This is a genomic window from Nocardiopsis sp. Huas11, assembly GCF_003634495.1.
Lineage (GTDB): Bacteria > Actinomycetota > Actinomycetes > Streptosporangiales > Streptosporangiaceae > Nocardiopsis.
The window spans coordinates 370,230-394,317 of sequence record NZ_RBKY01000001.1; the positions used below are offsets into that span (position 1 = coordinate 370,230).

Consider the following 24,088-nt stretch of genomic DNA (forward strand, 5'->3'; position numbering starts at 1 on the left):
ATGTGAAACGGGTCGACCAGTTCCTGATCAGAACGTCACCCCGCGCAGTCGTCGGGGCCCGGCGTCGGGGCGGACCTCGGGTGCCTCGCGCAGCCACATGCGCGCGCCCAGCACGTGCGCGCCCGTGGCGTTGACCAGGACCGGGTCCAGGTCCACGTAGCCGACCTCGGGGAAGGCCTCCACCAGGCGCGAGACCCGGATGAGCAGCTCCTCCAGCGCCTCGACGTTGGGCTGCTCGGCCAGTGAGGTGGCCCCGGCGGGCAGGCCGAACAGCAGCGGCGCGGCGCGCACGGCGTGGATGAGGTCGGCGGCGTCCATGTCCGTCAGGGGCGCCAGCCGGAAGGCCCGGTCGTCCAACAGTTCGGCGGTCACGTCGGCCAGGCCGAAGGAGACCACGGAGCCGAACGACTGGTTGTCGCCCGCGCGCACGACCGTGGGCACCCCGGGCGCGGCCATGCGCTGCACGACCAGTTCCGCGTCGGCGCCGAACCTGTCGTACAGGGACAGGTAGGCGCTGCGCACGTCCTCGGGGGTGCGCAGGTCGGGCCGCACGAACGTGCCGCCGGCGCGCACACGCAGGTCGGGGGCGTCGGCCTTGACGACCACCGGGTAGCCCAGCTCCCCCGCGGCGACGACGGCCTCGTCGGCCGAGGACACCGGCAGATCGGGGTAGGCGGCGATGCCGTAGCTGGCCAGGAGGTCGCGGGTGTCCTCGCTGGAGACGGCCGTCTCCTCGTCGTAGCGGCGCTCTCCGCCGAACCAGGCGATGTCCTGCCCGGAGCCCTGCGACTTGGCCAGGGCGCGGGAGATGGTGGAGCGGGCACGCGCCCGGTCGATGTCGGGCAGCTCGGGGTGCCGGCCGGGCTTGCGGTTGCGCCACTGGGCGTAGCGGGTCGCGTGGGCCAGGGCGCGCACGGCGTCCTCGGGCGCGGGGTAGGACGGCACCGAGCCGCGCAGCGTCTCACCGTTCTCCCCGACCTGGCGCAGCACCTCGGGCAGGCCCTGGCGCGCCAGGTAGGTGGTCACGACGGGCTTGTCGGAGTCCTTGGCCCGGGCGCGCAGGACGCGGGCGACGTCGTCGCCGATCGGCTGTAGCGCCGGGACGAAGACCACCACGACCGAGTGCACGTCGTCGGCGGCCAGCATCGTCTCCAGCGCCCGGTCGAAGTCCTCCGCGGTCGCCTGGGGACCGAGGTTGACCGGCTCGTGCGGTTTGAGGCCCTGGCGGACGGCGGCGTCCTTGACGAGCAGCTCCAGGGAGTCGGAGTTGCCGATGACGCCCACCCGCGGCCCGTCGGGCAGCGGCTGGTAGGCGAACACCTGGGCGGCGTCGAACATCTGCGTGATGTCGTCCACCCGCACCACGCCCGCCTGCTGGAAGAGCGAGGTGACGGCGAAGTCGGGCAGCGCCAGTCCGCCCGCGGCGTGTCCGGTGGGGGTGGTCTGCGCCGACCCGCCGCTGCGCACGGCCACGACCGGCTTCTGCTTGGCCAGGCGCCGGGCCAGGCGGGTGAACTTGCGGGGGTTGCCCAGGGACTCCAGGTACTGCAGGACCACCTCGGTGGCCGGGTCCTCCTGCCAGTACTGGACCAGGTCGTTGCCGGACACGTCGGCGCGGTTGCCCGCGGAGACGAACGTGGACAGGCCCATACCGCGCTCGGCGACGCGCTGGAGGATGGCGCGGCCCAGGGCGCCCGACTGGGAGAAGAAGCCGATGGGCCCGCGCGGGGGCAGGTCCGGCGACAGGGTGGCGTTCAGCGACACCGCCGGGTCGCTGTTGGCGATGCCCAGGCAGTTGGGACCGACCACGCGCATGCCGGCGGCGCGCGCGGTGCGCACCAGCTCGTCCTGGCGGGCACGGCCCTCGGGGCCGATCTCGCCGAACCCGGAGCTGACCACGACCAGGCCGTGGACGCCCTTCTCGGCGCACTGCTCCACGACGTCGGGGACGGCCTCGGCCCGTACGGCCACGACCGCGAGGTCGACCTCGTCGGGGATGTCCAGCACCGTGGGGTAGGCCCGCACGCCCACGACCGCCTTGGCCTCGGGGTGGACCGGGTAGACCGGCCCCTGGAACTCCCCGGCGAGCAGGTTGCGCAGGGCGGTCTGGCCGATGGTGTGGGCCGTGCGGCTCGCGCCGATGACCGCGACCGACCGCGGGAAGAGCAGGCGGGCGATGGAGCGCGACTCCGCGCGCTGTTCGCGGGCGCGCATGACCTCGGTGGAGTCGTCGGTGGGCTGCAGGTCCAGCGTGAGCCGGATGACGCCCTCGTCGAAGGTCTGCTGCGCGGTGTATCCGGCCTCGCGGAAGACGTTGATCATCCGCCGGTTCTCGGGCAGCACGTCGGCGATGAACCGGCGCACGCCGCGTTCGCGCGCGGCGGCGCCGATGTGCTCCAGGAGCACGGAGGCCAGGCCGCGGCCCTGGTGCCCGTCCTCGACGACGAAGGCGACCTCCGCCTCCTCCGGCGCGACCTTGTCGTAGCGGACCACGGACACGAGCGAGTCGGAGATGGTGGCCACCAGCGCGACGCGGTCCTCGTAGTCGACCGAGGTGAACCGCTTGACGTCGCGGTCGGAGAGTTTGGGGTAGGGAGCGAAGAACCTGTAGTAGATCGTCTCCGGTGAGAGCCGCGAGTGGAACTCGCGGAGCAGGTCGGCGTCGTCTGGAGTGATGGGGCGCAGGTGCGCGGTGCCTCCGTCGGTCAGGACGACGTCGGCTTCCCAGTGGTTCGGGTAGGACTGCACGACTGCGAGACTAGACGACGATCGGCCCCCGCAGGGGAACCCCGGCCCAGGAGGGCGGGTATACACCGGTCGGCCGCGTCCCGCCGAACCGACGTCGCGTGTGTCCATCGCGCTGTCAGTTCGTTACACGCCGCTGACGCTTCACCTGTTAACGTCGTGCTGGCATGCAAGATCTCAACCCTCGGCGGTGGTTGGCGAAATGACTCGAGTGGTCGTCATCGGTGATCTGATGACCGATGCCGTCGCACGCGCGTTCCACCCTCTGGCCCGCGGCAGCGACACCCCCGCGTCGGTGACGATGTACGGCGGCGGATCGGGCGCGAACATCGCGTCGTGGCTCGCGGTGGAAGGGGTCGAGACCACGTTCGTGGGCCGCCGCGGCTCCGACATCACCGGGCGCACGCGCGAGATGGAGCTCATGGGCTACGGCCTGGACTCGCGCATGGTGATGGATCCCGAGCGCCCCACCGGTACGTGCGTGGTGATGATCACCCACCGGGGCGACCGCACGATGCTGAGCGATCCGGGGGCCAATTCCCGCCTGCAGCCCGAGGACCTGCCGCGCGACGTGTTCGGTCCCGACGGGCATTTGCACGTGTCCGGTTACACGCTGATCAACGCCGACTCGCGGCGCGCCGCCCGGGTGGCGCTGCGGATGGCCCGCGAGAGCGGCATGTCCATCTCGGTGGACGGCGGATCGCACGCCCCGCTGGAGCGCGCGGGCGCGGAGAACTTCCTGGACTGGACGCAGGGCGCCCGGCTGCTGTTCGCCAACGTCGACCAGGCCCGTGTGCTGACCGGCCGGGACGAGCCCGAGGCCGCCGCCAAGGTGCTCACCGCCTGGTTCCCCAACGTCGTGATCAAGCTCGGCGAGCAGGGCGGACTGTGGGCGTCCAAGACGCGCGAGGACTGTGTGACCGCTCCCGCCGAGCCGGTGGAGCCGAGTCCGGGGTCCGTGGGCGCGGGCGACGCGTTCATCGCGGGATTCCTGCCCGCGTGGCTGACCGGTCGTCACCCCAAAGAGGCGCTGGGCCGCGGACACCACCTCGCCGCCCGCGCCCTGCACCAGCCCGGCGCCCGCCCGGACCTGGGCGAGGGCCAGCCGGTGCGCCGCGGAGCCCCGAGGGGCCAGCGCATCCGCTAGCCGCCCGCACCGACTCGAACCGAAACGGACCCCACGCCACGTGGGGTCCGTTTCGTACGTCGGAACCGCTACGCCCGGGCGACGAGGACCGGCGTCGGCCTCACCCCACGCGAAGGGCGAGGGGCGACCCCGGTCAGCCGCCGCTGGTGGCCAGGGTGAGCGGCAATACCTCCGGGGCGCCCGCTCTGCGCAGCAGCGCCGCGGCCACGGTGAGACTCCACCCGGTGTCGGAGAAGTCGTCCACCAACAGGATCGGCCCGGGGGTCCGGTTCTGCAGGTCGGCCAGGCGCTCGGTCAGCTCGTCGGTGATGGTCAGCGCGTTGTACACCTGGCCCAGGCGCATCGCGCTGTTGTGCCGCCGCGGCCCCGGCGGGACGCGGTAGTCCAGCGCGCCCACGGGCGCCAGGCGTCCGAGCTCGGCCAGCCGGGCGGCCAGGTCCGTGATCAGCTTCGGCCGGGTCGTGGACGGCATCGCCACCACGCCGACGGGCCGCTGCCGCCAGCCCCAGGTGGCCAGGACCCGCACCACGGCCTGGAGCATGCGCTCGTCGACGGGCTCGTCCGGCGCGTCCTCGGCCAGGCGTCGGCGCAGGTCGTTGCCCCAGCCCACGTCGGTGAAACGGGCCAGCGCGCGCCCCTCCGACGCCCGCAGGTCCTCCTTGATCTTGCCGGAGAGCGGAACGTCCAGCGTGTCCATCCCGCTCGGCCACTGGCGCCGCGGCGTGATGGGCGTGCCGGGGCGGTCCAGGTGCGCGGCGGCGGCCTCGCGGTGGCCGGCGTCGACCTCCGTGGGCCAGGACTCCCCGGTGCACACGTCGCAGCGCCCGCAGGGTTCGGCCTGGGGGTCGTCCAGCTGCCGGCGGAGGAACTCCATCCGGCAGGTGTCGGTGGCGATGTAGTCGAGCATGGCGCGCTGTTCGCGCTCACGGGCCTCGGCCACCGCCGCGTAGCGGTCGGCGTCGTAGGACCAGGGGCGTCCCGTGGACGTCCAGCCGCCCCGTACCCGCTGGACCGCGCCGTCCACGTCCAGCACCTTGAGCATCTGCTCCAGGCGGGTGCGGCGCAGGTCGACGCGGGTCTCCAGCGCGGCGGTGGACAGCGGCCCGCCCTCGGCGTCCAGGACCTCCAGGGTCTGGCGCACGGTGGCCTCCGGCGGGAACGACAGGCCCGCGAAGTACGCCCAGATCTGGGTGTCCTCCCGGCCCGGCAGCAGGACCGCCTCGGCCCGGCTCACGCCACGGCCCGCTCGGCCGACCTGCTGGTAGTAGGAGATCGGCGACTGCGGCGCGCCGAGGTGGACGACGAAGCCCAGGTCGGGCTTGTCGAAGCCCATGCCCAGGGCGCTGGTGGCCACCAGGGCCTTGACGCGGTTCTGCAGCAGGGCGTCCTCGGCGTCGCGGCGCTCCTCCGGGTCGGTCTGGCCGGTGTAGGCACGCACCTCCATGCCCTGCTCGGAGAGGAAGCGCGCGGTCTCCAGCGCGGCGCTGACGGTGAGGGTGTACACGATGCCCGAGCCCTCGATCCGCGGCAGCTGCTCGGCCAGCCAGCTGAGCCGCGCGGTGGGGTCGGGCAGGTCGGCCACGGCCAGCCGCAGGCTCTCCCGCTCCAGCGGTCCGCGCAGGACCAGGGTCTCCCCGCCGCCGGCCTGGAGCTGTTCGGCGACGTCGCGGGTGACGCGCTCGTTGGCGGTGGCCGTGGTGGCCAGGACCGGGATGCCGTCGGGGAGTTCGTGCAGGAGCGAGCGGATGCGCCGGTAGTCGGGGCGGAAGTCGTGTCCCCAGTCGGAGACGCAGTGCGCCTCGTCGATGACGACCAGGCCCGCGCCGGCGGCGAGCCGCGGCAGGACGCGGTCGCGGAACTCGGGGTTGTTCAGGCGTTCCGGGCTGACCAGGAGGACGTCCACCTCGCCCGCGGCCACGTCGGCGTAGGTGGACTCCCAGGCGGTGGTGTTGGAGCTGTTGATGGTGCGCGCGCGGATGCCGGCGCGTTCGGCGGCGGCGATCTGGTTGCGCATCAGGGCCAGCAGCGGCGAGACGATGACCGTGGGCCCCGCGCCCTCGGCCCGGCGCAACGCGGTGGCGACGAAGTAGACGGCGGACTTGCCCCAGCCGGTGCGCTGGACGACCAGGGCACGGCGGTGCTCGGCGACCAGTGCGTGGATGGCGGTCCACTGGTCGTCACGGAGCCGGGCGGAATCGCCGGCCAGGGCACGCAGGTGGTGCTCGGCGCGTTCGCGCAGAGGCGGGATGGAGGCCATGCCTCTCTTGGTACCAGAGGCGGGCGTCGGTCGGGTCGTCGTCCACAGGCGCGTTCGTGGAACCGGGTACCCAAAGTCACCACTCGATGACAACAAGACGGTAACGGGTGGCGCTGCCCGGATTGCGTCCCCCTGTGAAATAGATAACACTCCTAACAGTGATCATGGTTTGGGAGCGCTCCCACAACCATGGCACGGCAACCAAGGCGTCTCCCACAAGGAGCAGCATGCAAGCCACCCATCCCCCCACCGCGCGACCCCCTGTGCGCGCCGGCCTCCTCGCGGCCGTGGCCGCGCTGGTCTGCGCCGCGGGCACCACGGCCCTTCCCCCCGCGGCCGCCGCGGACGAGGTCCCCGTCGGTTCCGGCGGCTACACCGAGGGACTGCCCGCCGGAGCACCGGGCGCGTCGGACCTCAACGGCAGCCCGATCGCCCCCAAGGTCACCTCCGAGTTCGACGGTCCCGCGCCCACCAACGAGTGGTGGTCGTCGCTGATCTTCCAGCGCTACCCCGACAACCCCTACGGCGAGAACCTCTTCGCCCACCCCCTCAGCTTCCACGCCCGCGAAGGGGGCCTGGAGGTCGGCTACACCGAGGACCACAGCATCGTCGGTGACGGGCTCAAGTACGAGTACCCCGCCACCGCGGACCTGACGATGGGCGTCGAGGGCCTCAGCTCCCCCGACACCCGTGTCGCCGGCAACGGCGACTGGACCGTCACGCCCAGCTGGGAGGGCGGCGGACGCTCCCTCGACGTCACCATCGGACAGGGCCTGCCCTTCGCCTACGCCGACACCGCCGGCGGCGACGCGCAGGTCACCTTCTCCGCGCCCCCGGAGGTCTGGCACGAGGACGGAGCCGTGGTCGGCGCCAGCGTGGACGGACGCCACTACGCCCTGTTCGCGCCCTCCGACACCGCCTGGACCCGCTCGGGCGAGACCTTCACCGCCGCGACCGGCTCCGAGGGCTACTACTCCGTCGCGGTGCTGCCCTCCCGGTCCGACCTGGACACCTTCGCGCCGTACGCCTACTCCTTCGTCACCGACTCGCGGGTGGAGTACGACTACGCGGAGGCCGACGCCACCCTCACCAGCACCTACCGGTTGGAGACCGAGCCGCGGGAGGGCACCGAGGACGGCACGCTGACGGCCCTGTACCCGCACCAGTGGCGCGCGGCCACCACCCCCGTCACCGACCTGGCCTACGCCTCGCCCCGGGGTGAGATGCGCGTGGTGGAGGGCGCGTCCTTCACCACCGAGCTCACGACCCAGGGCATCCTGCCGAGCCTGCCCACCGTGGACTCGGCGGACCACGACCGAATGCGCGCCCTCATCGACGAGGTCCTCGCCGAGGAGGAGCACTTCCCCACTCCCGGCGACACCTACTGGGACGGCAAGGCACTGGGCCGGCTGGCCCAGCTCGTGCCCATCGCCGACTCGATCGGCCACACCGAGGCGCGGGACGAACTCCTCACGCTGGTCAGGTCACGGCTGGAGGCGTGGCTGTCCCCGGGCGGGGAGCGCGGCTTCCACTACGACGACCGGTGGGGCACCATGCTCGGCTACCCGGACTCCTTCGGCGCCGCGACCGAGCTCAACGACCACGACTTCCACTACGGCTACTTCGTCTCCGCCGCGGCCGTCGTCGCCCGCTACGACACCGCCTGGGCCTCCGACGACAACTGGGGCGGCATGATCCGCCTGCTCATCCGCGACGTGGCCGAGACCGACCCCGACGGCGACATGTTCCCGCGGCTGCGTTCCTTCTCCCCCTACGCCGGGCACGGCTGGGCCTCCGGGCACGCCGGGTTCGCCTCGGGGAACAACCAGGAGTCCTCCTCCGAGGGCATGCACTTCGCCGCCGCCACCGCGCTGTTCGGTTCCCTCACCGGTGACGACGAGGTCCGCGACCTGGGCGTGTACCTGCACACCACGCAGGCCTCGACCGTGGCGCGCTACTGGCAGAACCACGGAGGCGACGCCTTCCCCGACGACTACACGCACGACATCGCCGCCATGGTGTGGGGCGACGGCGCCGACTACCGGATCTGGTGGGACGGCGGCGCCGAGGAGCACTACGGCATCAACTACCTGCCCATCACCGCCGGTTCGCTCTACCTCGGCCACGACCCCGAGCACGCGGGACGGCTGCACCGGTCGCTCGTGGACCGTCTCGGCCGCGAGCCCGAGATCTGGCGGGACGTCCACTGGGCCCACCAGGCCCTGTCCGACGGTCCTGGAGCTCTGGAGCGCTTCGAGCAGCAGTGGGCGGGCTACGAGCCCGAGGCGGGCGAGTCGAAGCCGCACACCTACCAGTGGGTCTCCACCCTGGCCGAGGTCGGCACCGTGGACGTCTCGGTGACCGCCGACACCGCGCACTACGCGGTCTTCGCCCAGGGGGGCGAGCGCACCCACACGGCGTTCAACCCCGGGGCCGAGCCGATCACCGTCACCTTCTCCGACGGCGTCGAACTGTCCGTCGAGCCCCGCTCCGTGGCCTCCACCACGGGCGAGGGCGGCGGGGGCGACCCCGACGACCCCGGTGACCCTGGAGACCCGGGCGACCCGGGCGACCCGGGCGACCCGGGCGACCCGGGCGACCCGGGCGACCCCGGTGACGGCAACGTGGGCGACGGGACCCTCCACCTGACCCCGGCCGGACTCTCCGGTTCCCCGGACGGCTCGGACGAGGAGATCACCGTGGCCTCCGCCGGAGGCGCCAACCAGGACGGCCTGCCCCCGCAGGACCGGGTGGTCCTCACCGCGGACGGCCTGACCGGCTCGCACACGGGCGGTTCCACCGCCTTCTCCCTGCCCGTGGACTCCGGCACCGGGATCGGCAACGCGGTCCAGGCGCGCGTGGTCTACGACCTGGACGGTGACGGCACGGACGACCGGGTCGAGACCTACCGCTACTTCGCCACCGACGACCTGGAGGGCTGGGAGGAGTACACCGACGGCCAGGGCCCGGCGGAACAGGAGGGGTCCCTCGGCGACATGGACGGCGGTTCCGTGCGCGTGGAGCTGTGGAGCGCCCTGGGCGGGGACTCCTCCGCCCTGCGGGCCGGCCCCGAGGACGGGGCCACCGTCACGATCCCCTTCACCGACTGACAACGGGTCCGGGCCGCGCGGCCCGGACCGCACCGCGTGAGAGTGGCCCCCTCCCCGTCTCCGGGGCGGGGGCCACCCCGCGCGGCGGTCACGAATCGGTCCCGTCGCACGGCTCACACGGCCCCGAACCCGTGCCCCGGTACGATTCAGTCCCTGGCACAGGCCACAATGACGGACATGGCCCGTACTACTTCCCGTCCCCCCGAGGATCTCGCCGAGAAGATCATCGACATCGACGTCTCCGAGGAGATGCGCGGCAGCTTCTTGGAGTACGCCTACTCGGTCATCTACCAACGCGCGCTGCCCGACGCGCGCGACGGCATGAAACCGGTGCAGCGGCGCATCCTCTACCAGATGAACGAGATGGGCCTGCGGCCCGACCGCGGCCACGTCAAGTGCGCCCGGGTGGTCGGGGAGGTGATGGGTCGCCTGCACCCCCACGGTGACAGCGCGATCTACGACGCCCTGGTCCGCCTGAGCCAGTCGTTCGCGATGCGCGTCCCCCTGGTCGACGGCCACGGCAACTTCGGGTCCCTGGGCGGCGACGACGCCCCGGCCGCCATGCGTTACACCGAGGCCAGGCTCGCCCGCCCCGCCGAGCTCCTGGTCTCCTCGATCGACGAGAACGTCGTCGACTTCAAGCCGAACTACGACGGCCAGGAGACCGAGCCGGAGGTCCTGCCCGCGGCCTTCCCCAACCTCCTGGTCAACGGCTCCTCCGGCATCGCGGTCGGCATGGCCACCAACATGGCCCCCCACAACCTGGGCGAGGTCATCGCGGCGGCGCGGCACCTGATCGCGCATCCCGACGCCACCCTGGAGGAGCTCACCGAGTTCGTCCCCGGACCCGACCTGCCCACCGGCGGCACGATCGTCGGCCTGGACGGCGTCCGTGACGCCTACCAGCGCGGCCGGGGCACCTTCAAGACACGGGCCACCGTCTCCATCACGAAGGTCTCGGCCCGCCGCACCGGCCTGGTCATCACCGAGCTCCCCTACAGCGTGGGGCCGGAGAAGGTCGTCAGCCGGATCAAGGAGCTCGTGCAGGCCAAGAAGCTCCAGGGCATCTCGGACCTCAAGGACCTCACCGACCGCAACCAGGGCCTGCGCCTGGTCATCGAACTCAAGAACGGCTTCAACCCCGAGGCCGTGCTGGAGGAGCTCTACCGGCTCACGCCGATGGAGGAGACCTTCGGCATCAACAACGTCGCCCTCGTCGACGGCCAGCCCCAGACCCTGGGCCTGCGCGAGCTGCTCGAGGTCTACGTCAACCACCGCCTGGACGTGGTCCGCCGGCGCAGCGAGCACCGCCGCACCAAGCGCCAGGAGCGCCTGCACCTGGTCGACGGCCTCATGGTCGCGCTGCTCAACATCGACCGCGTGATCGCCCTGATCCGCGAGGCGGACGACACCGCGGCGGCCCGCGAGTCCCTGATGGGCGCCTTCGACCTCTCCGAGATCCAGGCGCGCTACATCCTGGACACCCCGCTGCGCCGCCTGACGCGCTACGACCGGCTGGAGCTGGAGACCGAGCGCGACAAGCTCAACAAGGAGGTCGAGGAGCTCACCTCGATCCTGGAGTCCGACAAGAAGCTGCGCCGTCTGGTCTCCAAGGAGCTGGGCGAGGTCTCCAAGGAGTACGCGACCCCCCGCCGCACCCAGCTGAGGGAGAGCGACGGCGCCGCCCGCAGCGCGGTCATCCCCCTGGAGATGGCCGACCAGCCCTGCCACGTGGTGTTCGGCGTGGAGGGCAACATCGGCCGCAGCAAGGGCGCGACCGTGCCCCGCGTGTACGAGGGCCTGCGCACCAAGCACGACGCGGTGACGGTCACCGTGCCCACCACCTCCCGCTCGGACATCGGCCTGGTCACCGACCTGGGCCGGATGATCCGCGTCCCGGTCGTGGAGCTACCGGAGCTGCCCGACGACGGAACCGAGCGCCCGCCCCTGGCCGCGGGTCTGCACGTGTCGGAGTTCGTCCAGCTCGACGAGGACGAACACGTGGTGTCGGTGGTGGCGATGGACCCCTCCGGCCCCGGTTTCGCCGTGGGCACCCGCGGCGGCGTCGTCAAACGCGTCGCCCCGGACTACCCGCCCAACAAGGACGACTTCGAGGTCATCACCCTCAAGGACGACGACCGCGTCGTCGGCGTCACCCAGCTCTCCACCGGCGAGGAGGACCTCGCCTTCGTCACCTCCGAGGCGCAGCTGCTGCGCTTCTCCGCCACCGCCGTGCGTCCGCAGGGCCGCCCGGCCGGGGGCGTGGCCGGCGTCCGGCTGTCCGAGGACGCCCACGTGCTGTGGTTCGGCGCGGTCCCGCTGCCCGAGGACTCGGTGCTGGTCACCATCGCGGGCGAGTCCACCGCGCTCGAGGGCACCCAGGCCGGATCGGCCAAGGTCACACCGTTCGAGGCCTATCCGGTCAAGGGCCGGGCCACCGGCGGTGTGCGCTGCCACCGCTTCCTCAAGGGCGAGGACACGCTCCTGTTCGCCTGGGTGGGCCGCTCCCCCGCGCGGGCCTCGCGCGCCGACGGCAAGCCGGTGCGCCTACCCGATCTGAGTGAGCGTCGCGACGGGTCGGGTGACGCGCTCCCACGTGCGATTACTACAGTGGGGAGCGGACAGACCGACTCCGGGATCACCGCGCCGGGGTCGGGTACCTGAGTATCTCGAAACGTGCCGTGCACACGGGCCTGGTTCCATGTGCACGGCACACCCCTGCCAAGGACGAGGGAGCGACCACCCATGAGTGCGCACAGCACGCCCGGCCCCGACGACTTCGCGGACGTCTTCGCCGCCAACGACGACTACGCCGCCCAGTTCTCCCTGAACGGCCTCAAGCCGCTGGCCGCCCGTGGTCTGGCCCTGGTGACCTGCATGGACTCCAGGATCGAGCCGCTGGAGATGCTCGGGCTCAAGCCCGGGGACGCCAAGATCCTGCGCAACGCCGGCGCGCGCGTCACCGATGACACCCTGCGCACCCTGGTCCTGGCCGTGTACCTGCTCGGCGTGGAGCGCGTGCTCGTCCTGCCGCACACCCGCTGCAAGATGGCCTCCGTCGAGAGCGACGACGTCGTGCACGACCTCATCCAGGAGGAGTACGGCGTGGACACCCGCAGCCTGGAGTTCCACACCGACAGCGACCAGCTGGGCGCGCTCAGGCACGACCTGGAGCGCATCCGCCACCACCCGCTGCTGCCCGCGGGCCTGCCCGTGGCGGGCGCGATCTACGACGTCGACACCGGCCGTATCTCGCCGGCCGACGTCTGACACGCGGCTCCAGGCGCTCCTGCTCCACCGGATCCGGCCCGACGGGTGTCGTGGCCCACGTGACCGGGGATCTCTTCTGTGAGGGCGGCGGCGGTCCGGCGTGAGGCCGGACCGCGGCCCGCCCCTCCCAGCCCCCTGGGAATGCGGCCATCCCCATGGCCGTTGTGATCCGGGACGGTCGGCGCCGTCGAGAGGAGCACCGTGGAAGAGAGCACCTACGAAACCTTCAACCGGGCCCGTATGTTCTTGGAGCTGGGCGACCCCATCTACGCCGCCCGCACGCTCGAACCCATCGTCGAGGACGAGCCGGAGAGCCGCTCCCTGCTGGAACTGCTGGGCCGCGCCTACTTTCATTCGGCACAGCTGAACAAGGCCGAGCGGACCTTCCGCCGCATCATCGAGCTGGACCCGGTCGACAACTGGGCCCACATCGCGCTGGCGCGCACGCTGGAGCGGCAGAACCGGCACGACGAGGCGTCCACCTACCGCCGCATGCACGCTGTGATGTCGGGCGGGTCCCTGGACTAGGCCGTGTTCTTCTGAAGGCTTTCGGGTGAGCTCGCGGTCGTCAGGTCGTCTCTCGCAAGACGCTGTGCGATGTTCAGCACGGTGGTGCTGCACGAGCGCAGAGGTGCAGCGAGAGGCGGTCCTGGCGGCCGCGAGCCCGGAATGCCGCAAAAAACACGGCCTAGGGCCGGAGCACGGCCCCGGGCGATGGCGGGCCCTGGGCGATGGCGGGTGACGGGTCGCGGGCGACGGGCGGGAGGACTGCGCCGTAGGCGTCCGCTGAGGGTGGAAGCCCCTCCCTGCGCCCCTGGGCGATGGCGGGCGACGGGCAAGTGGACTGGGCCGTAGGCGTCCGCTGAGGGTGGAAGCCCCTCCCCCGCGCCCCTGCGCCCCCGGGCGTTGGTGGGCGACGGGCGGGATACGCTGCTGCCCATGCCACCCGAATCACCTGACAGCCCTGAGCCCTCCGACCACGTCTGGGTGGACCGGTGCAGCGCCAGCGCCCGGTCCTGGGCCGACGAAGCGGTCCGCAAGGTCGTCGCCGACGCCAACCGCTCGGCCGACACGCACCTGCACGTCTTTCCCCTGCCGCCGGAGTGGGGCATCGACCTGTACCTCAAGGACGAGTCGGTGCACCCCACCGGCAGCCTCAAGCACCGGCTGGCACGGTCGCTGTTCCTGTACGGGCTGGCCAACGGGTGGATCAGCCAGGACACCACCATCGTGGAGGCGAGCTCGGGCTCCACCGCGGTCTCCGAAGCCTACTTCGCCCAGCTCGTCGGGCTGGAGTTCATCGCGGTGATGCCGCGCCGCACGAGCCCGGAGAAGATCGCCCTCATCGAGCGCCACGGCGGCCGGTGCCACTTCGTGGACTCCCCGCCCGCGATGTACTCCGAGGCCGAGCGGCTGGCCGCCGAGACCGGCGGCCACTACATGGACCAGTTCACCTACGCCGAGCGCGCCACCGACTGGCGAGGCAACAACAACATCGCCGAGTCGATCTTCGAGCAGCTCGGCATGGAACGCTACCCGTGCCCCGACTGGATCGTCGTGGGCGCGGGGACCGGCGGTACGTCCGCCACCATCGGCCGCTACCTGCGCTACCGCCGCCTGGGCACCCGGCTGGCGGTCGTGGACCCGGAGAACTCGGCGTTCTTCCCCGGCTGGGTGACCGGCGCGCCGGACTACGCCACGGGCATGCCCTCCCGGATCGAGGGCATCGGCCGCCCGCGCATGGAGCCCAGCTTCGTGCCGTCGGTGATCGACCTGATGATGCCGGTGCCCGACGCCGCGAGCATCGCCGCCATGCGCCATCTGGCCGACCGCACCGGACTGTCCGCCGGGGGCTCCACCGGCACGAACCTGTGGGGCGTGTGGCACCTCGTCGCCAGAATGCTCGACGAGGGCCGCAGGGGCAGCGTGGTCACCCTGATCTGCGACGGCGGCGAACGGTACCAGCACAGCTACTACGACGACGCCTGGGTGGCGGACAAGGGACTGGACCCCGCCCCCTACCGGACCGCGATCGACCGCCTGCTCGCCGACGGCGTGTGGCACCCGCCCGGCTCCTGACACACGCGGGGCCCGGACGGAGCGCTCCGTCCGGGCCCCGCGCGGAAGCCGTCAGGCGTCGATGCGCGCCACGTCCAGCTCCTGGGCGCCCTCCTGGATGAACCGGCGGCGCGGCGCCACCTCGTTGCCCATCAGCAGGTTGAACACGTTCGCGGCGTCCTCGGCCTGCTCCACCTGGATGCGGCGCAGCGTGCGAAAGCGCGGGTCCATGGTGGTCTCGGCCAGCTGGTCCGCGTCCATCTCGCCCAGACCCTTGTACCGCTGGATCGGCTCCTTCCAGGAGAGCTTGCGCTTCTCCAGGTCCAGCAGCGTGCGCCGGAGCTCGGCGTCGGAGTAGGTGTAGATGTAGCGGTCCTCGGGTTTGGCCCCGCGCTTGCGCCGCACGTTGGTCAGCTCGACCCGGTGCAGCGGCGGCACGGCCGCGAACACCCGGCCCGCCTCCAGCATGGGGCGCATGTACCGGTAGATGAGCGTGAGCAGCAGGCAGCGGATGTGCGCGCCGTCCACGTCGGCGTCGGCCATGAGGATGATCCGGCCGTAGCGGGCCGCGTCGATGTCGAAGGTGCGGCCGGAGCCGGCTCCGATCACCTGGAGGATGGCGGCGCACTCGGCGTTCTTGAGCATGTCGGCGACCGACGACTTCTGCACGTTGAGGATCTTGCCCCGGATCGGCAGCAGCGCCTGGAACTCCGAGTCGCGGGCCAGCTTGGCGGTACCCAGCGCCGAGTCCCCCTCGACGATGAACAGCTCGCTGTGCTCCAGGCCCTCGCTGCGGCAGTCCACGAGCTTGGCGGGCAGCGCGGAGTTCTCCAGGGCGTTCTTACGACGCTGGGTCTCGCGCTGCTGGCGGGCGGCCAGGCGCGCCTTGGCGGCGCCCACGACCTTCTCCAGCACCAGGCGGGCCTTGGCCTTCTCCGCCTTCTTGGTGGAGGTGAGGAACTCGCGCAGCCCGTTGCCGACGATCTGGGAGACGATCCTGGTCGCCGCGGAGGTGCCGAGGATCTCCTTGGTCTGGCCCTCGAACTGCGGCTCGGGCAGGCGGACGGTGACGACCGCGGTGAGCCCTTCCTGGGTGTCGTCCTTGGTGACGGGGTCGTCGTTGGCCTTGAGCAGCTTGGTGGTGCGCAGCTGGTCGTTGATGACCCGCACCAGCGCGCGCTCGAAGCCGTTGGAGTGCGTTCCGCCCTTGGGCGTGGCGATCACGTTGACGAAGGAGCGCACGGTGGTGTCGTAGCCGGTGCCCCAGCGCAGGGCCACGTCCACGTCCAGGCGGCGCTCGACGTCGGCCGGCACCATGTGCCCGGCGTCGTCCAGGACGGGCACGGTCTCGGTGAAGTTGCCGCTGCCCTGGATCCGCAGGACGTCGCTGACCTGCTCGTCGGGGGCGAGGAACGTGCAGAACTCGCTGATCCCGCCGTCGAAGCGGAACTCCTCCTCGAACACGGTCTCGCCCTCGACCCGCTCGTCGCGCACGGCGATCGTCAGGCCGGGTACCAGGAACGCGGTCTGGCGGGCCCGGTCCAGGAGGGACTCGCGGGCGATGTCGGCGTCCTTGAGGAAGATCTGCATGTCCGGCCAGAACCGGATGCGGGTCCCGGTGAGCTTGGCCGCGACCTTGCGGACCTGTTCCAGCCCGGAGACCGGCGTGAACTCGGCGTCGGGGCCGGCTCCGGCGAAGCGGCCCGGGATGCCCCGGCGGAAGCTGATGGCGTGGGTGCGCCCCTGGCGGTCGATCTCCACGTCGAGCCGGGCGGAAAGGGCGTTGACGACGGAGGCGCCGACGCCGTGCAGGCCGCCGGAGGCGGTGTAGGAGCCGGAGCCGAACTTGCCGCCCGCGTGGAGCTTGGTCATGACCAGCTCGACACCGGACAGGCCGGACTTGGGTTCGGCGTCCACCGGGATCCCGCGGCCGTCGTCGCTGACCGACACCGAACCGTCGGAGTGGAGCGTGACGTCGATGCGGCCGCAGAAGCCGCCGAGGGCCTCGTCCACGGAGTTGTCGATGATCTCCCACATGCAGTGGGTCAGACCCCGGCTGTCGGTGGACCCGATGTACATACCCGGCCGTTTGCGCACCGCCTCGAGCCCCTCGAGGACCGACAGGTGCCGGGCTGAGTAGTCCCCGGGGTCGTGGACGGCTGCGGTCAAGGCGGTCACTCGGACATCTCCTGCGTCTTGAGGGGCCTGCGTGGCTCTGATGCGGTGCGTGCCCTTTGTACCGTGCCGCACCGACGAATGGGGGACGAGCGTGTCGGCGGTCGGCCTCGGCGCATCGCGTGAGTGGGCGATCTCCGGTGGCACGCCCGCACTGTGCCCGGCGTCGTCGCCGGACTCGCCCGGAACCGGATCCGCCGACAGGGGCGGCGGTTCGGGACGGGTCCCACCCCGCGCGACACTACCACCTCCGGTGGATGCGACCTGGATACTCCCGTTTTCCGGGGATGCCGACGCCGGACGAGGGGTACATCTAGAAGCAGAACGGACGTTCAGCCGATCCGACCCCAGACCACCCCATCGAGCGACCGATCCGACCGATTCCGCTGTCGGCGTACAGGGGGCTCGGTTGGGAACGTCTGGGTCGGGTTAGATGTTGTCAGAGGTGACTAACGCCGAGTATTGAGGATGGCGAAGTGACTGGAACCCTTGCCCCCACCCAGCCGCTGACGGCTGCTGACCGTTGCGACCGCTGTGGTGCACCGGCGTACGTCCGGGTGCTGCTGAACTCCGGTGGCGAACTTCTGTTCTGCGCGCACCACATGCGCAAGCACGACGATTCCCTGCGCAAGATCGCCTCGGACATCCAGGACGAGACCCACAAGCTCACCGAGAGCGAGAAGAGCTCCGAAGAGCGTTAGCCGCAAACGCGAAAGGCACAACTCAACAGGCTTGACGACGGCGGTGGCCCCTGGGCCGCCGCCGTCGCCTGTGTCCGCATCATGGAGACGATGCGGGAGACGCTGCGCCGCAGGCGTCCGTTGAGGGAGGCCCGCCCCACCGCACAGCGGCCTCCGGGCGGCGGGTGACGGGCGGGCCCGCCGTCCTGTGGCGAAGGTCTCACGCGCCCGGCGCCGGGCCGACCCGGTAGTGGTAGCGGGCGACCTCGGCGAAGCCCGCCCGCTCGTAGGCCCGCAGCGCCGGCACGTTGTCGCGCACGACCAGCAGGTAGGCGCTGTGCGCGCCCTTGTCCCGGCCCCACACGAGCAGCGAGTCGATGATGCCGCCCGCGAGCCCCCGGCCGCGCGCGGACGCCGCGGTGAGCATGTTGTACAGCCCCACCCAGCCCTCCCCCAGCGCGCCGCACCCGCGCGCGTTCCCCGCGGTGTCCACGGCGTAGCCCATGACCGGCACCCGGTCCATGATGCGGTGCTGGCCCTCCACCACACGCGGGTCCGCGGTCTCCTGCGGCCACAGCCCGCACCAGCGCGCATCCGGCCGCGCAAGCACCTCGAAGCCCTCCCGCGGCGCCCGCGCGCCCCCGATGTCGCGGACCATGACCAGCGCCGCTCTGTGGGCCGTGAAGCCGCGGTCGGCCAGGTCCGCGTCCAGGTCGTCCATCCCCGGCCAGATCTGCACCGCCGCGGGCGCGCCCCGCGCGTGGAAGAAGCGCTCCACCGCGGCGAGGGGCCCCGGAGCGCCCGGGTCGAGCGCGTAGGCGGAGTTGGCGCGGAAGGTCACCCCGCCCCCGTAGCCGAGCCGCCAGCCCTGCGCGGTCTCCACCTCCGCCGGCGGCCAGTCCCCCGCGATCCGTTCCGACCACTCCCGCATGCGCCGCGTCCTCTCCGCTTCCGGGTCGGCCGCCGTCGGCCGGTATCCGAATGCGGATGATCCCACCCCGGCGTCCGAGCGGCCGCGCCCACCCCCGCTCCGAGCAGGCCGTAGCATGGGCCCACCGCCGCCCGTACCGTCCCCGCCTGGGAGTTCGCACCATGCTCATCCTGCTGCCGCCGTCCGAGGGCAAGGCCACCGCCGGAGAGGGACCGCGTCTGGACACCGACGCGCTCACCCTCCCCGAGCTGGCCCCCGCCCGCGCGAAGGTCATGGCGGCACTGACCGAGCTCTGCGGCGGCCCCGAGGACACCGCCCTGGAGGTCCTGGGGCTCTCGCCCGGCCTGGCGGAGGCGCTCAAGCGCAACCTGGACCTGGCGACCGCGCCCACCCTCAGGGCCGCCGACCTCTACACCGGTGTGCTCTACGACCGCCTGGACCTGCCGGACCTGCTCGACTCCCCGAGCGCCGAGCGCACCCGGGAGAGCGTCCTGGTCTTCTCCGGGCTGTGGGGCGTGGTGGGCCCCCTCGACCGGGTGCCGCCCTACCGCCTGTCCATGGGGGTGAAGCTGCCTCCGCTGGGCGGTCTGGGCGCCTTCTGGCGCAGGGAGGCGGCCGCGCCGCTCGGCGCGCTCGCCGAGGACCGCCTCCTGGTCGACTGCCGTTCGGCCACCTACGCGGCGGCCTTCAAACCCACCGGCGCGACCGCCGAGCGCACCGTCGCCGTGCGCGTGCTGCGCGAGCGCGTCGTGGACGGGACCGCGCGCCGCAGCGTGGTCAGCCACATGGCCAAGGCCACCCGCGGCGACATCGCCCGCGCGTTGCTGGCCGAGGGAGTCGAGGCGGCCACGCCCGAGGAGCTGGTGGGCGCCCTGCGCGACCTGGGGCACACCGTGGAGCTGCCGCCGGCCGCCCGGCCCGGGACCGCACGGGTGCTGGACGTCGTCGTGCGCGACTGAGGGAGACACGGTCGTCGTGCGCGACTGAGGACGACACGCGCGCCGGACCTTCTCCGCGTCCGGCCCCGTGCCTAAGCTCGGCTCGAGTCGCCGCCCACCGAGAGGAACCCCATGTCCGAGTCACGCCTGGAAACGCCGATCCCCGAGCCGGTCGCCTCGTTCGTCGCCGCGGTGAACCGCCACGACGAGGACGCCTTCCTGGACGCGTTCACACCGGACGGCGTCGTGGACGACTGGGGCCGCGAGTTCGCCGGACGGGAGCGGATCAAGGCCTGGAGCGACAAGGAGTTCATCGGCGCGCGGGGCGTGCTGACACCGCAGGAGTGCCGGTCCGACGGGTCGGAGGTCACCGTCGTCGGCGACTGGCGTTCCACCCACGCCAACGGCCTGAGTTCCTTCACCTTCGCTGTGGAGGGGGACGCGATCAGCCGCATGACCATCCGCGAGGGCTGAGCTCCCGCGTTGCCGCGCTCGGGAGCTCCCGAGTGCCCGTGCTCCGGCGCATAACGAATCAGCATCGCGACTTTATGCCGCACCTACAGCCGGTGCGGCAGCATGGCCGTGTCGGATGGACGACAGGGGAACCCTGGTACACGCGGGGACATGCCACCTGGGCGAGGGACACGCGGGCGTCGCCACACTCGTGAGCCCATGGGGCACCGAACGCCGTTGGGCCGCTCCGAGCGATCGGAGCGGCCCAACGGAAGAGGTCAACGTGAGTCGTGAACCACCTGGAGCGACCTAGTCCAGGTAGTCGCGGAGCACCTGCGAACGCGACGGGTGACGGAGCTTCGACATCGTCTTGCTCTCGATCTGCCGGATGCGCTCACGGGTGACCCCGTAGACCTTGCCGATCTCGTCTAAAGTCTTCGGCTGGCCGTCGGTGAGACCGAAGCGCATGGACACGACGCCGGCCTCGCGCTCGGACAGGGTGTCCAGGACCGAGTGCAGCTGCTCCTGCAGCAGCGTGAAGCTCACGGCCTCGCCCGGCTGGATGGCCTCGGAGTCCTCGATGAGGTCACCGAACTCGCTGTCGCCGTCCTCGCCCAGCGGAGTGTGCAGGGAGATCGGCTCGCGGCCGTACTTCTGCACCTCGACGACCTTCTCAGGGGTCATGTCGAGTTCCTTGGCCAGCTCCTCCGGGGTGGGCTCACGGCCCAGGTCCTGGAGCATCTGGCGCTGCACGCGGGCCAGCTTGTTGATGACCTCCACCATGTGCACCGGGATACGGATGGTGCGGGCCTGGTCGGCCATGGCGCGGGTGATCGCCTGCCGGATCCACCAGGTGGCGTAGGTCGAGAACTTGAAGCCCTTGGTGTAGTCGAACTTCTCGACGGCGCGGATCAGGCCCAGGTTGCCCTCCTGGATCAGGTCCAGGAACAGCATGCCGCGGCCGGTGTAGCGCTTGGCCAGGGACACGACCAGGCGCAGGTTGGCCTCGAGCAGGTGCTTCTTGGCGCGGCCGCCGTCCTCGGCGATCCACTCCAGTTCGTCACGGAGCTCGAAGGTGAGCAGCTCGGACTCCTCGGCGAGCTTCTCCTCGGCGAACAGGCCGGCCTCGATGCGCTTGGCGAGCTCGACCTCCTGCTCGGCGTTGAGGAGCGGAACCTTGCCGATCTGCTTCAGGTAGTCCTTGACCGGGTCCGCGGTGGCGCCGGCCGCGACCACCTGGGCGGCGGGCGCGTCGTCGTCGTCCTCGTACAGGACGAAGGAGTCGTCGTTCTTGTCGGACTTGGCGGGAGCGCCGACGGCCTCGGGCTTGGCCGGCTTGACCGCGTCCTTGTCGGAGGTGTCGGAGGTGTCCTCGACCAGTTCGAGCTCGGCACCGGTGTGCTCGAGGTCGTCGTCCAGCGGCTCCTCGGCCATGTCCCCGGTGGGGGCGAGCTCGAGGTCCTTCTTGGCCGACTTCTTGGTCGTGGCGGTCTTCTTGGCGGCGGCCTTCTTCGGCGCCGCCTTCTTCGCGGGCGCGGCCTTCTTGGCCGGCGCCGCCTTCTTGGTCGCCTTCGAGCCCTCGGCGGACTCGGTGGAGTCCACGACGGCGGTGACCGTCTTGGGCTGCTCCTGTGCCGCCGCGGCCCGCACGGGCTTGGCGGCCCGCGGGGACGTGGTGGCCTCAGTGGGCTTGGTCGAGGTGGACCGCGTGGCCGCCGTCTTGCGCCGCGGAGCCTTGCGCCGGGAGGAGGCCGACTCGGGAACGAGTACGGTCACGCCCTCCTTGGCGAGGCTGCGGAGCACGGACTGCGCCTGCGACATCGGGATTTCGGCCTCCTCGAAGGCACGGCGCACGTCCTCGGGCTCAAGAAAGCCCTGGGACCGCCCACGCTCGATCAGCTGCTGAATGACGGGCTCTTGCAGTGACTCGGACTGCTTCGAGCGAGTCGAACTGGCAGATGACACAAACACCTCTCGAACGGACGTGTGGCGAGATTGTCGGACCCGGTGGTCCGCCTGGCCGGGACCGGGCACTGCACCCTCTCCCACCTGCGGCCTGGGATCGTCCCCACTGGGGCGGGGAAGCCGTTTGTCTACCAAGCGTATGCGCTGGGCTCACCCCCGCGTCGCGGGGCGGAACGACTTCTTCACTGTAGGCAAGGCAATGGACTTGTTCGTACGGTCTACCGCTCCGACGCGGAATCGATCACCGGTAGCTGAACAGCGAGCAGAGTGACGTCGTCGTCCTGCTCATACCCTTCGAGCATGCTCTCAACAAGGTACTCCAGCATGAGCTGTGGATCGCCCACCACCTCCGGCGGTGCCGACGAGGCCACATCGACCAACTCGTCCAGCCCCGAGGCGACGGAGCGCTTTCGGTTCTCAACCAGTCCATCGGAGTACAGGACCACGGTGTTACCGGGTTGGACGAAGAATTTGTGGTGACCTCGTTCGGACGTGACCCCCAACGGCGTGTCCGGCTCACTGTCCAGCAGTGAGGCCCTCGCGCCACCGGCCACGACCAGCGGCGGGAGGTGTCCCGCGTTGCTCAGGTCCAGCTGGCCCGTGACCGGGTCCAGCACGAAGTAGACCAGCGTGGTGACCTGGTCCATACCCTCCGTGGCGGTGAACATGCGGTCCAGCCCGGTCAGGACGTCGGCCGGTTCCGGCATGGAGTAGGCCAGGGCGCGCAGCGCGTTGCGGATCCGGCTCATCCCGGCCGCCGCGGGAATGCCCTTCCCCATGACGTCGCCCAGGACGCCGGCCACGCGGCCGTCGGGCAGCGGGAAGGCGTCGTACCAGTCGCCGCCCACCTGGACGTGCTGGGAGCCCGACCGGTAGTAGGCGGCCAGGCGCACCCCGCTGACCTGCGGCAGGTCCTCGGGCAGGAGGCTGTGCTGGAGTTCCTCGGCGGTGCTGTGCTCGCGCTCGTAGAGCGTGGCCCGGCCGATGGCCAGGGCGCACTGGCCTGCCAGGGCCTCCAGGAACACGCGTTCCTCGTCGGTGATCTCGCGCGGGGCGGAGAACGCGAAGCGCAGGGCCCCGATGGGCCGGCCCGCCACCATCATCGGCAGGGCCGCCCAGGAGCGCTCGGGGGTGGTGTCCAGGAGTTCGGCGACCTCGGGGGCGCCGTCGAACAGGGCGGAAAGCTCGGCCGGGCCGGCGGCGATCAGGGGCGCGCGGTCGGCGACGGCTCTGGCCGCGACGTCGGGGTGGTCCAGGGGGAAGGTGGGGCGCGGCAGTTCGTGGGCGTGCTCGGCGGCCAGGGTGCGCAGGCGGAGGCGGTCGCGGTCCAGCAGGACCACGGACGTGTGGTGGGCGCCCACACCGGAGCGGCCGATGTCCGACATGGCGTCGACGACGTGGGCGACGGTGAGGGCCTCGGCGAGGTCGGAGGTGGCCTGCTGCAGCCGGGCGGTGCGCATGGCCGCCTCGCTGAGCTGGTGGTTGAGGCGCTGGCGCAGTTCGTCGGCCTCGCGCTCGGTGGTGACGTCGACCAGCGTGCCGATCCACTCGGTGGTGCGCACGCCGTCGCTGACGGGGTTGGCGCGGGCGCGGTAGTGCGTGTAGCCGCCGGAGCGCGTACGGACGCGGAAGAGGGCGTCGAAGGGCGTGGCGTCCAGGACGGCGTCGCCCCAGGCGATCTCGACGCGTTCGCGGTCGTCGGGGTGGAGCGCCTGCAGCCAGCCGCGGCCGAGGTAGGACTCCAGGTCCTGGCCGGTGATGGCCCGCCACTGGGGCGAGTCCTCGTGGACCTCGCCGGTCGCCCCGGCGGTCCACACGATCTGGTTGCCGGCCTGCAGGAGGGCGCGCAGGCGCTCCTCCTCACGGCGGGTGGCGCCGCCGTCGTGGTCGCGGGCGGCGATGAGGGCGACGTGCACGTCGCCGGTGTCCGGGGAGGTGACCGGGAACCAGGTCAGGTCCCAGACCTCACCGGCGGGGGTGCGGTGGCGTTCGCGGACGGAGCGGCCCAGCTCTCGGGCGGCGGCCGGTCCAGTGCGCAGCAGGGCGGCGCCGACGGCGGAGGCGGACTTGCCCACCAGGTCATCGGGGCGCCGTCCCAGGCACTGGGCCGGTGTCAGTCCGACCAGGTCGGCGAGCCGCTGGTTGATGGTGCCGAACGCGTCGTCCGGGCCGATAAGGGCGAACCCGATCGGCGCGTCGGTGAGAAGGGATTTCACCGCGTCGGGAAGTTCCGCCCCGCTGACCCTGGGTGGCGGAATGGACGTCTCGGCGCTCAACTGCTCGACACCTCCGGGACCCTCGGATTCCCCACCCGTGTTTCGCTGGGGCTGTTGCCTGGACCGTACGTCTGACGTGACGG

The 24,088-nt window shown here is 71.7% G+C and carries 15 protein-coding genes; 9 read left to right on the forward strand and 6 right to left on the reverse strand.

Going from position 1 to position 24,088, the window contains the following annotated elements; all coding sequences use genetic code 11:
- Window positions 1-27 precede the first annotated feature (27 nt).
- Complete coding sequence (locus tag DFP74_RS01675) at window positions 28-2,748, reverse strand: GNAT family N-acetyltransferase (protein WP_121180081.1); 2,721 nt, start codon at window positions 2,746-2,748, stop codon at window positions 28-30.
- Between the two features lie 208 nt (window positions 2,749-2,956).
- Here DFP74_RS01675 and DFP74_RS01680 point away from each other — a divergent pair, with 208 nt between their 5' ends.
- Window positions 2,957-3,892 carry a sugar kinase gene (locus DFP74_RS01680; protein WP_121180082.1) on the forward strand — a complete coding sequence of 312 codons (936 nt, stop codon included), beginning with the start codon at window positions 2,957-2,959 and terminating at the stop codon, window positions 3,890-3,892.
- A gap of 133 nt (window positions 3,893-4,025) precedes the next feature.
- Here the strand turns inward: DFP74_RS01680 and DFP74_RS01685 are convergent, their stop codons facing one another.
- Complete coding sequence (locus DFP74_RS01685; RefSeq protein WP_121180083.1) at window positions 4,026-6,149, reverse strand: ATP-dependent DNA helicase RecQ; 2,124 nt, start codon at window positions 6,147-6,149, stop codon at window positions 4,026-4,028.
- A 227-nt stretch (window positions 6,150-6,376) separates the two neighbouring features.
- Between DFP74_RS01685 and DFP74_RS01690 the strand changes: the two genes are divergently transcribed.
- From DFP74_RS01690 to DFP74_RS01710, 5 genes are all read left to right on the forward strand, one after another.
- Complete coding sequence (locus tag DFP74_RS01690) at window positions 6,377-9,259, forward strand: glycosyl hydrolase (RefSeq protein WP_121180084.1); 2,883 nt, start codon at window positions 6,377-6,379, stop codon at window positions 9,257-9,259.
- Window positions 9,260-9,436: 177 nt separating this feature from the next.
- Window positions 9,437-11,923, forward strand: coding sequence for a DNA topoisomerase (ATP-hydrolyzing) subunit A (locus DFP74_RS01695; RefSeq protein WP_121180085.1), 2,487 nt, complete (start codon window positions 9,437-9,439; stop codon window positions 11,921-11,923).
- An 81-nt stretch (window positions 11,924-12,004) separates the two neighbouring features.
- A complete protein-coding gene (locus tag DFP74_RS01700; protein WP_121180086.1) occupies window positions 12,005-12,529 on the forward strand; it encodes a carbonic anhydrase in 525 nt (174 codons plus the stop codon).
- A 201-nt stretch (window positions 12,530-12,730) separates the two neighbouring features.
- Entirely contained in the window at window positions 12,731-13,057 is a 327-nt protein-coding gene (locus DFP74_RS01705) for a M48 family metallopeptidase (RefSeq protein WP_121180087.1), read from the forward strand.
- Between the two features lie 411 nt (window positions 13,058-13,468).
- Window positions 13,469-14,608 (forward strand): PLP-dependent cysteine synthase family protein, encoded by a 1,140-nt coding sequence (locus tag DFP74_RS01710; RefSeq protein WP_121187962.1) that lies wholly within the window; start codon window positions 13,469-13,471, stop codon window positions 14,606-14,608.
- A gap of 51 nt (window positions 14,609-14,659) precedes the next feature.
- On the opposite strand, the gene DFP74_RS01715 is transcribed toward DFP74_RS01710, so the two are convergent.
- Window positions 14,660-16,765, reverse strand: coding sequence for a type IIA DNA topoisomerase subunit B (locus DFP74_RS01715; RefSeq protein WP_121180088.1), 2,106 nt, complete (start codon window positions 16,763-16,765; stop codon window positions 14,660-14,662).
- 473 nt (window positions 16,766-17,238) lie between these two features.
- Between DFP74_RS01715 and DFP74_RS01720 the strand changes: the two genes are divergently transcribed.
- Window positions 17,239-17,463: a hypothetical protein gene (locus DFP74_RS01720; RefSeq protein WP_121180089.1), complete on the forward strand. Its 225-nt coding sequence runs from the start codon at window positions 17,239-17,241 to the stop codon at window positions 17,461-17,463.
- A gap of 199 nt (window positions 17,464-17,662) precedes the next feature.
- Here DFP74_RS01720 and DFP74_RS01725 read toward each other — a convergent pair whose 3' ends face one another.
- On the reverse strand, window positions 17,663-18,373 hold the full coding sequence (locus DFP74_RS01725; protein WP_158612952.1) for a GNAT family N-acetyltransferase: 711 nt from the start codon (window positions 18,371-18,373) through the stop codon (window positions 17,663-17,665).
- Window positions 18,374-18,534: 161 nt separating this feature from the next.
- Between DFP74_RS01725 and yaaA the strand changes: the two genes are divergently transcribed.
- Both yaaA and DFP74_RS01735 read left to right on the forward strand, forming a co-directional pair.
- Complete coding sequence (gene yaaA / locus DFP74_RS01730; protein WP_121180091.1) at window positions 18,535-19,332, forward strand: peroxide stress protein YaaA; 798 nt, start codon at window positions 18,535-18,537, stop codon at window positions 19,330-19,332.
- Window positions 19,333-19,458: 126 nt separating this feature from the next.
- Window positions 19,459-19,785, forward strand: coding sequence for a nuclear transport factor 2 family protein (locus DFP74_RS01735; RefSeq protein ID WP_370013475.1), 327 nt, complete (start codon window positions 19,459-19,461; stop codon window positions 19,783-19,785).
- A 288-nt stretch (window positions 19,786-20,073) separates the two neighbouring features.
- Here DFP74_RS01735 and DFP74_RS01740 read toward each other — a convergent pair whose 3' ends face one another.
- Together DFP74_RS01740 and DFP74_RS01745 are read right to left on the reverse strand one after the other, a co-directional pair.
- Complete coding sequence (locus DFP74_RS01740; RefSeq protein WP_121180093.1) at window positions 20,074-21,729, reverse strand: RNA polymerase sigma factor; 1,656 nt, start codon at window positions 21,727-21,729, stop codon at window positions 20,074-20,076.
- A 218-nt stretch (window positions 21,730-21,947) separates the two neighbouring features.
- Window positions 21,948-24,005, reverse strand: coding sequence for a SpoIIE family protein phosphatase (locus DFP74_RS01745; RefSeq protein WP_121180094.1), 2,058 nt, complete (start codon window positions 24,003-24,005; stop codon window positions 21,948-21,950).
- Window positions 24,006-24,088 lie beyond the last annotated feature (83 nt).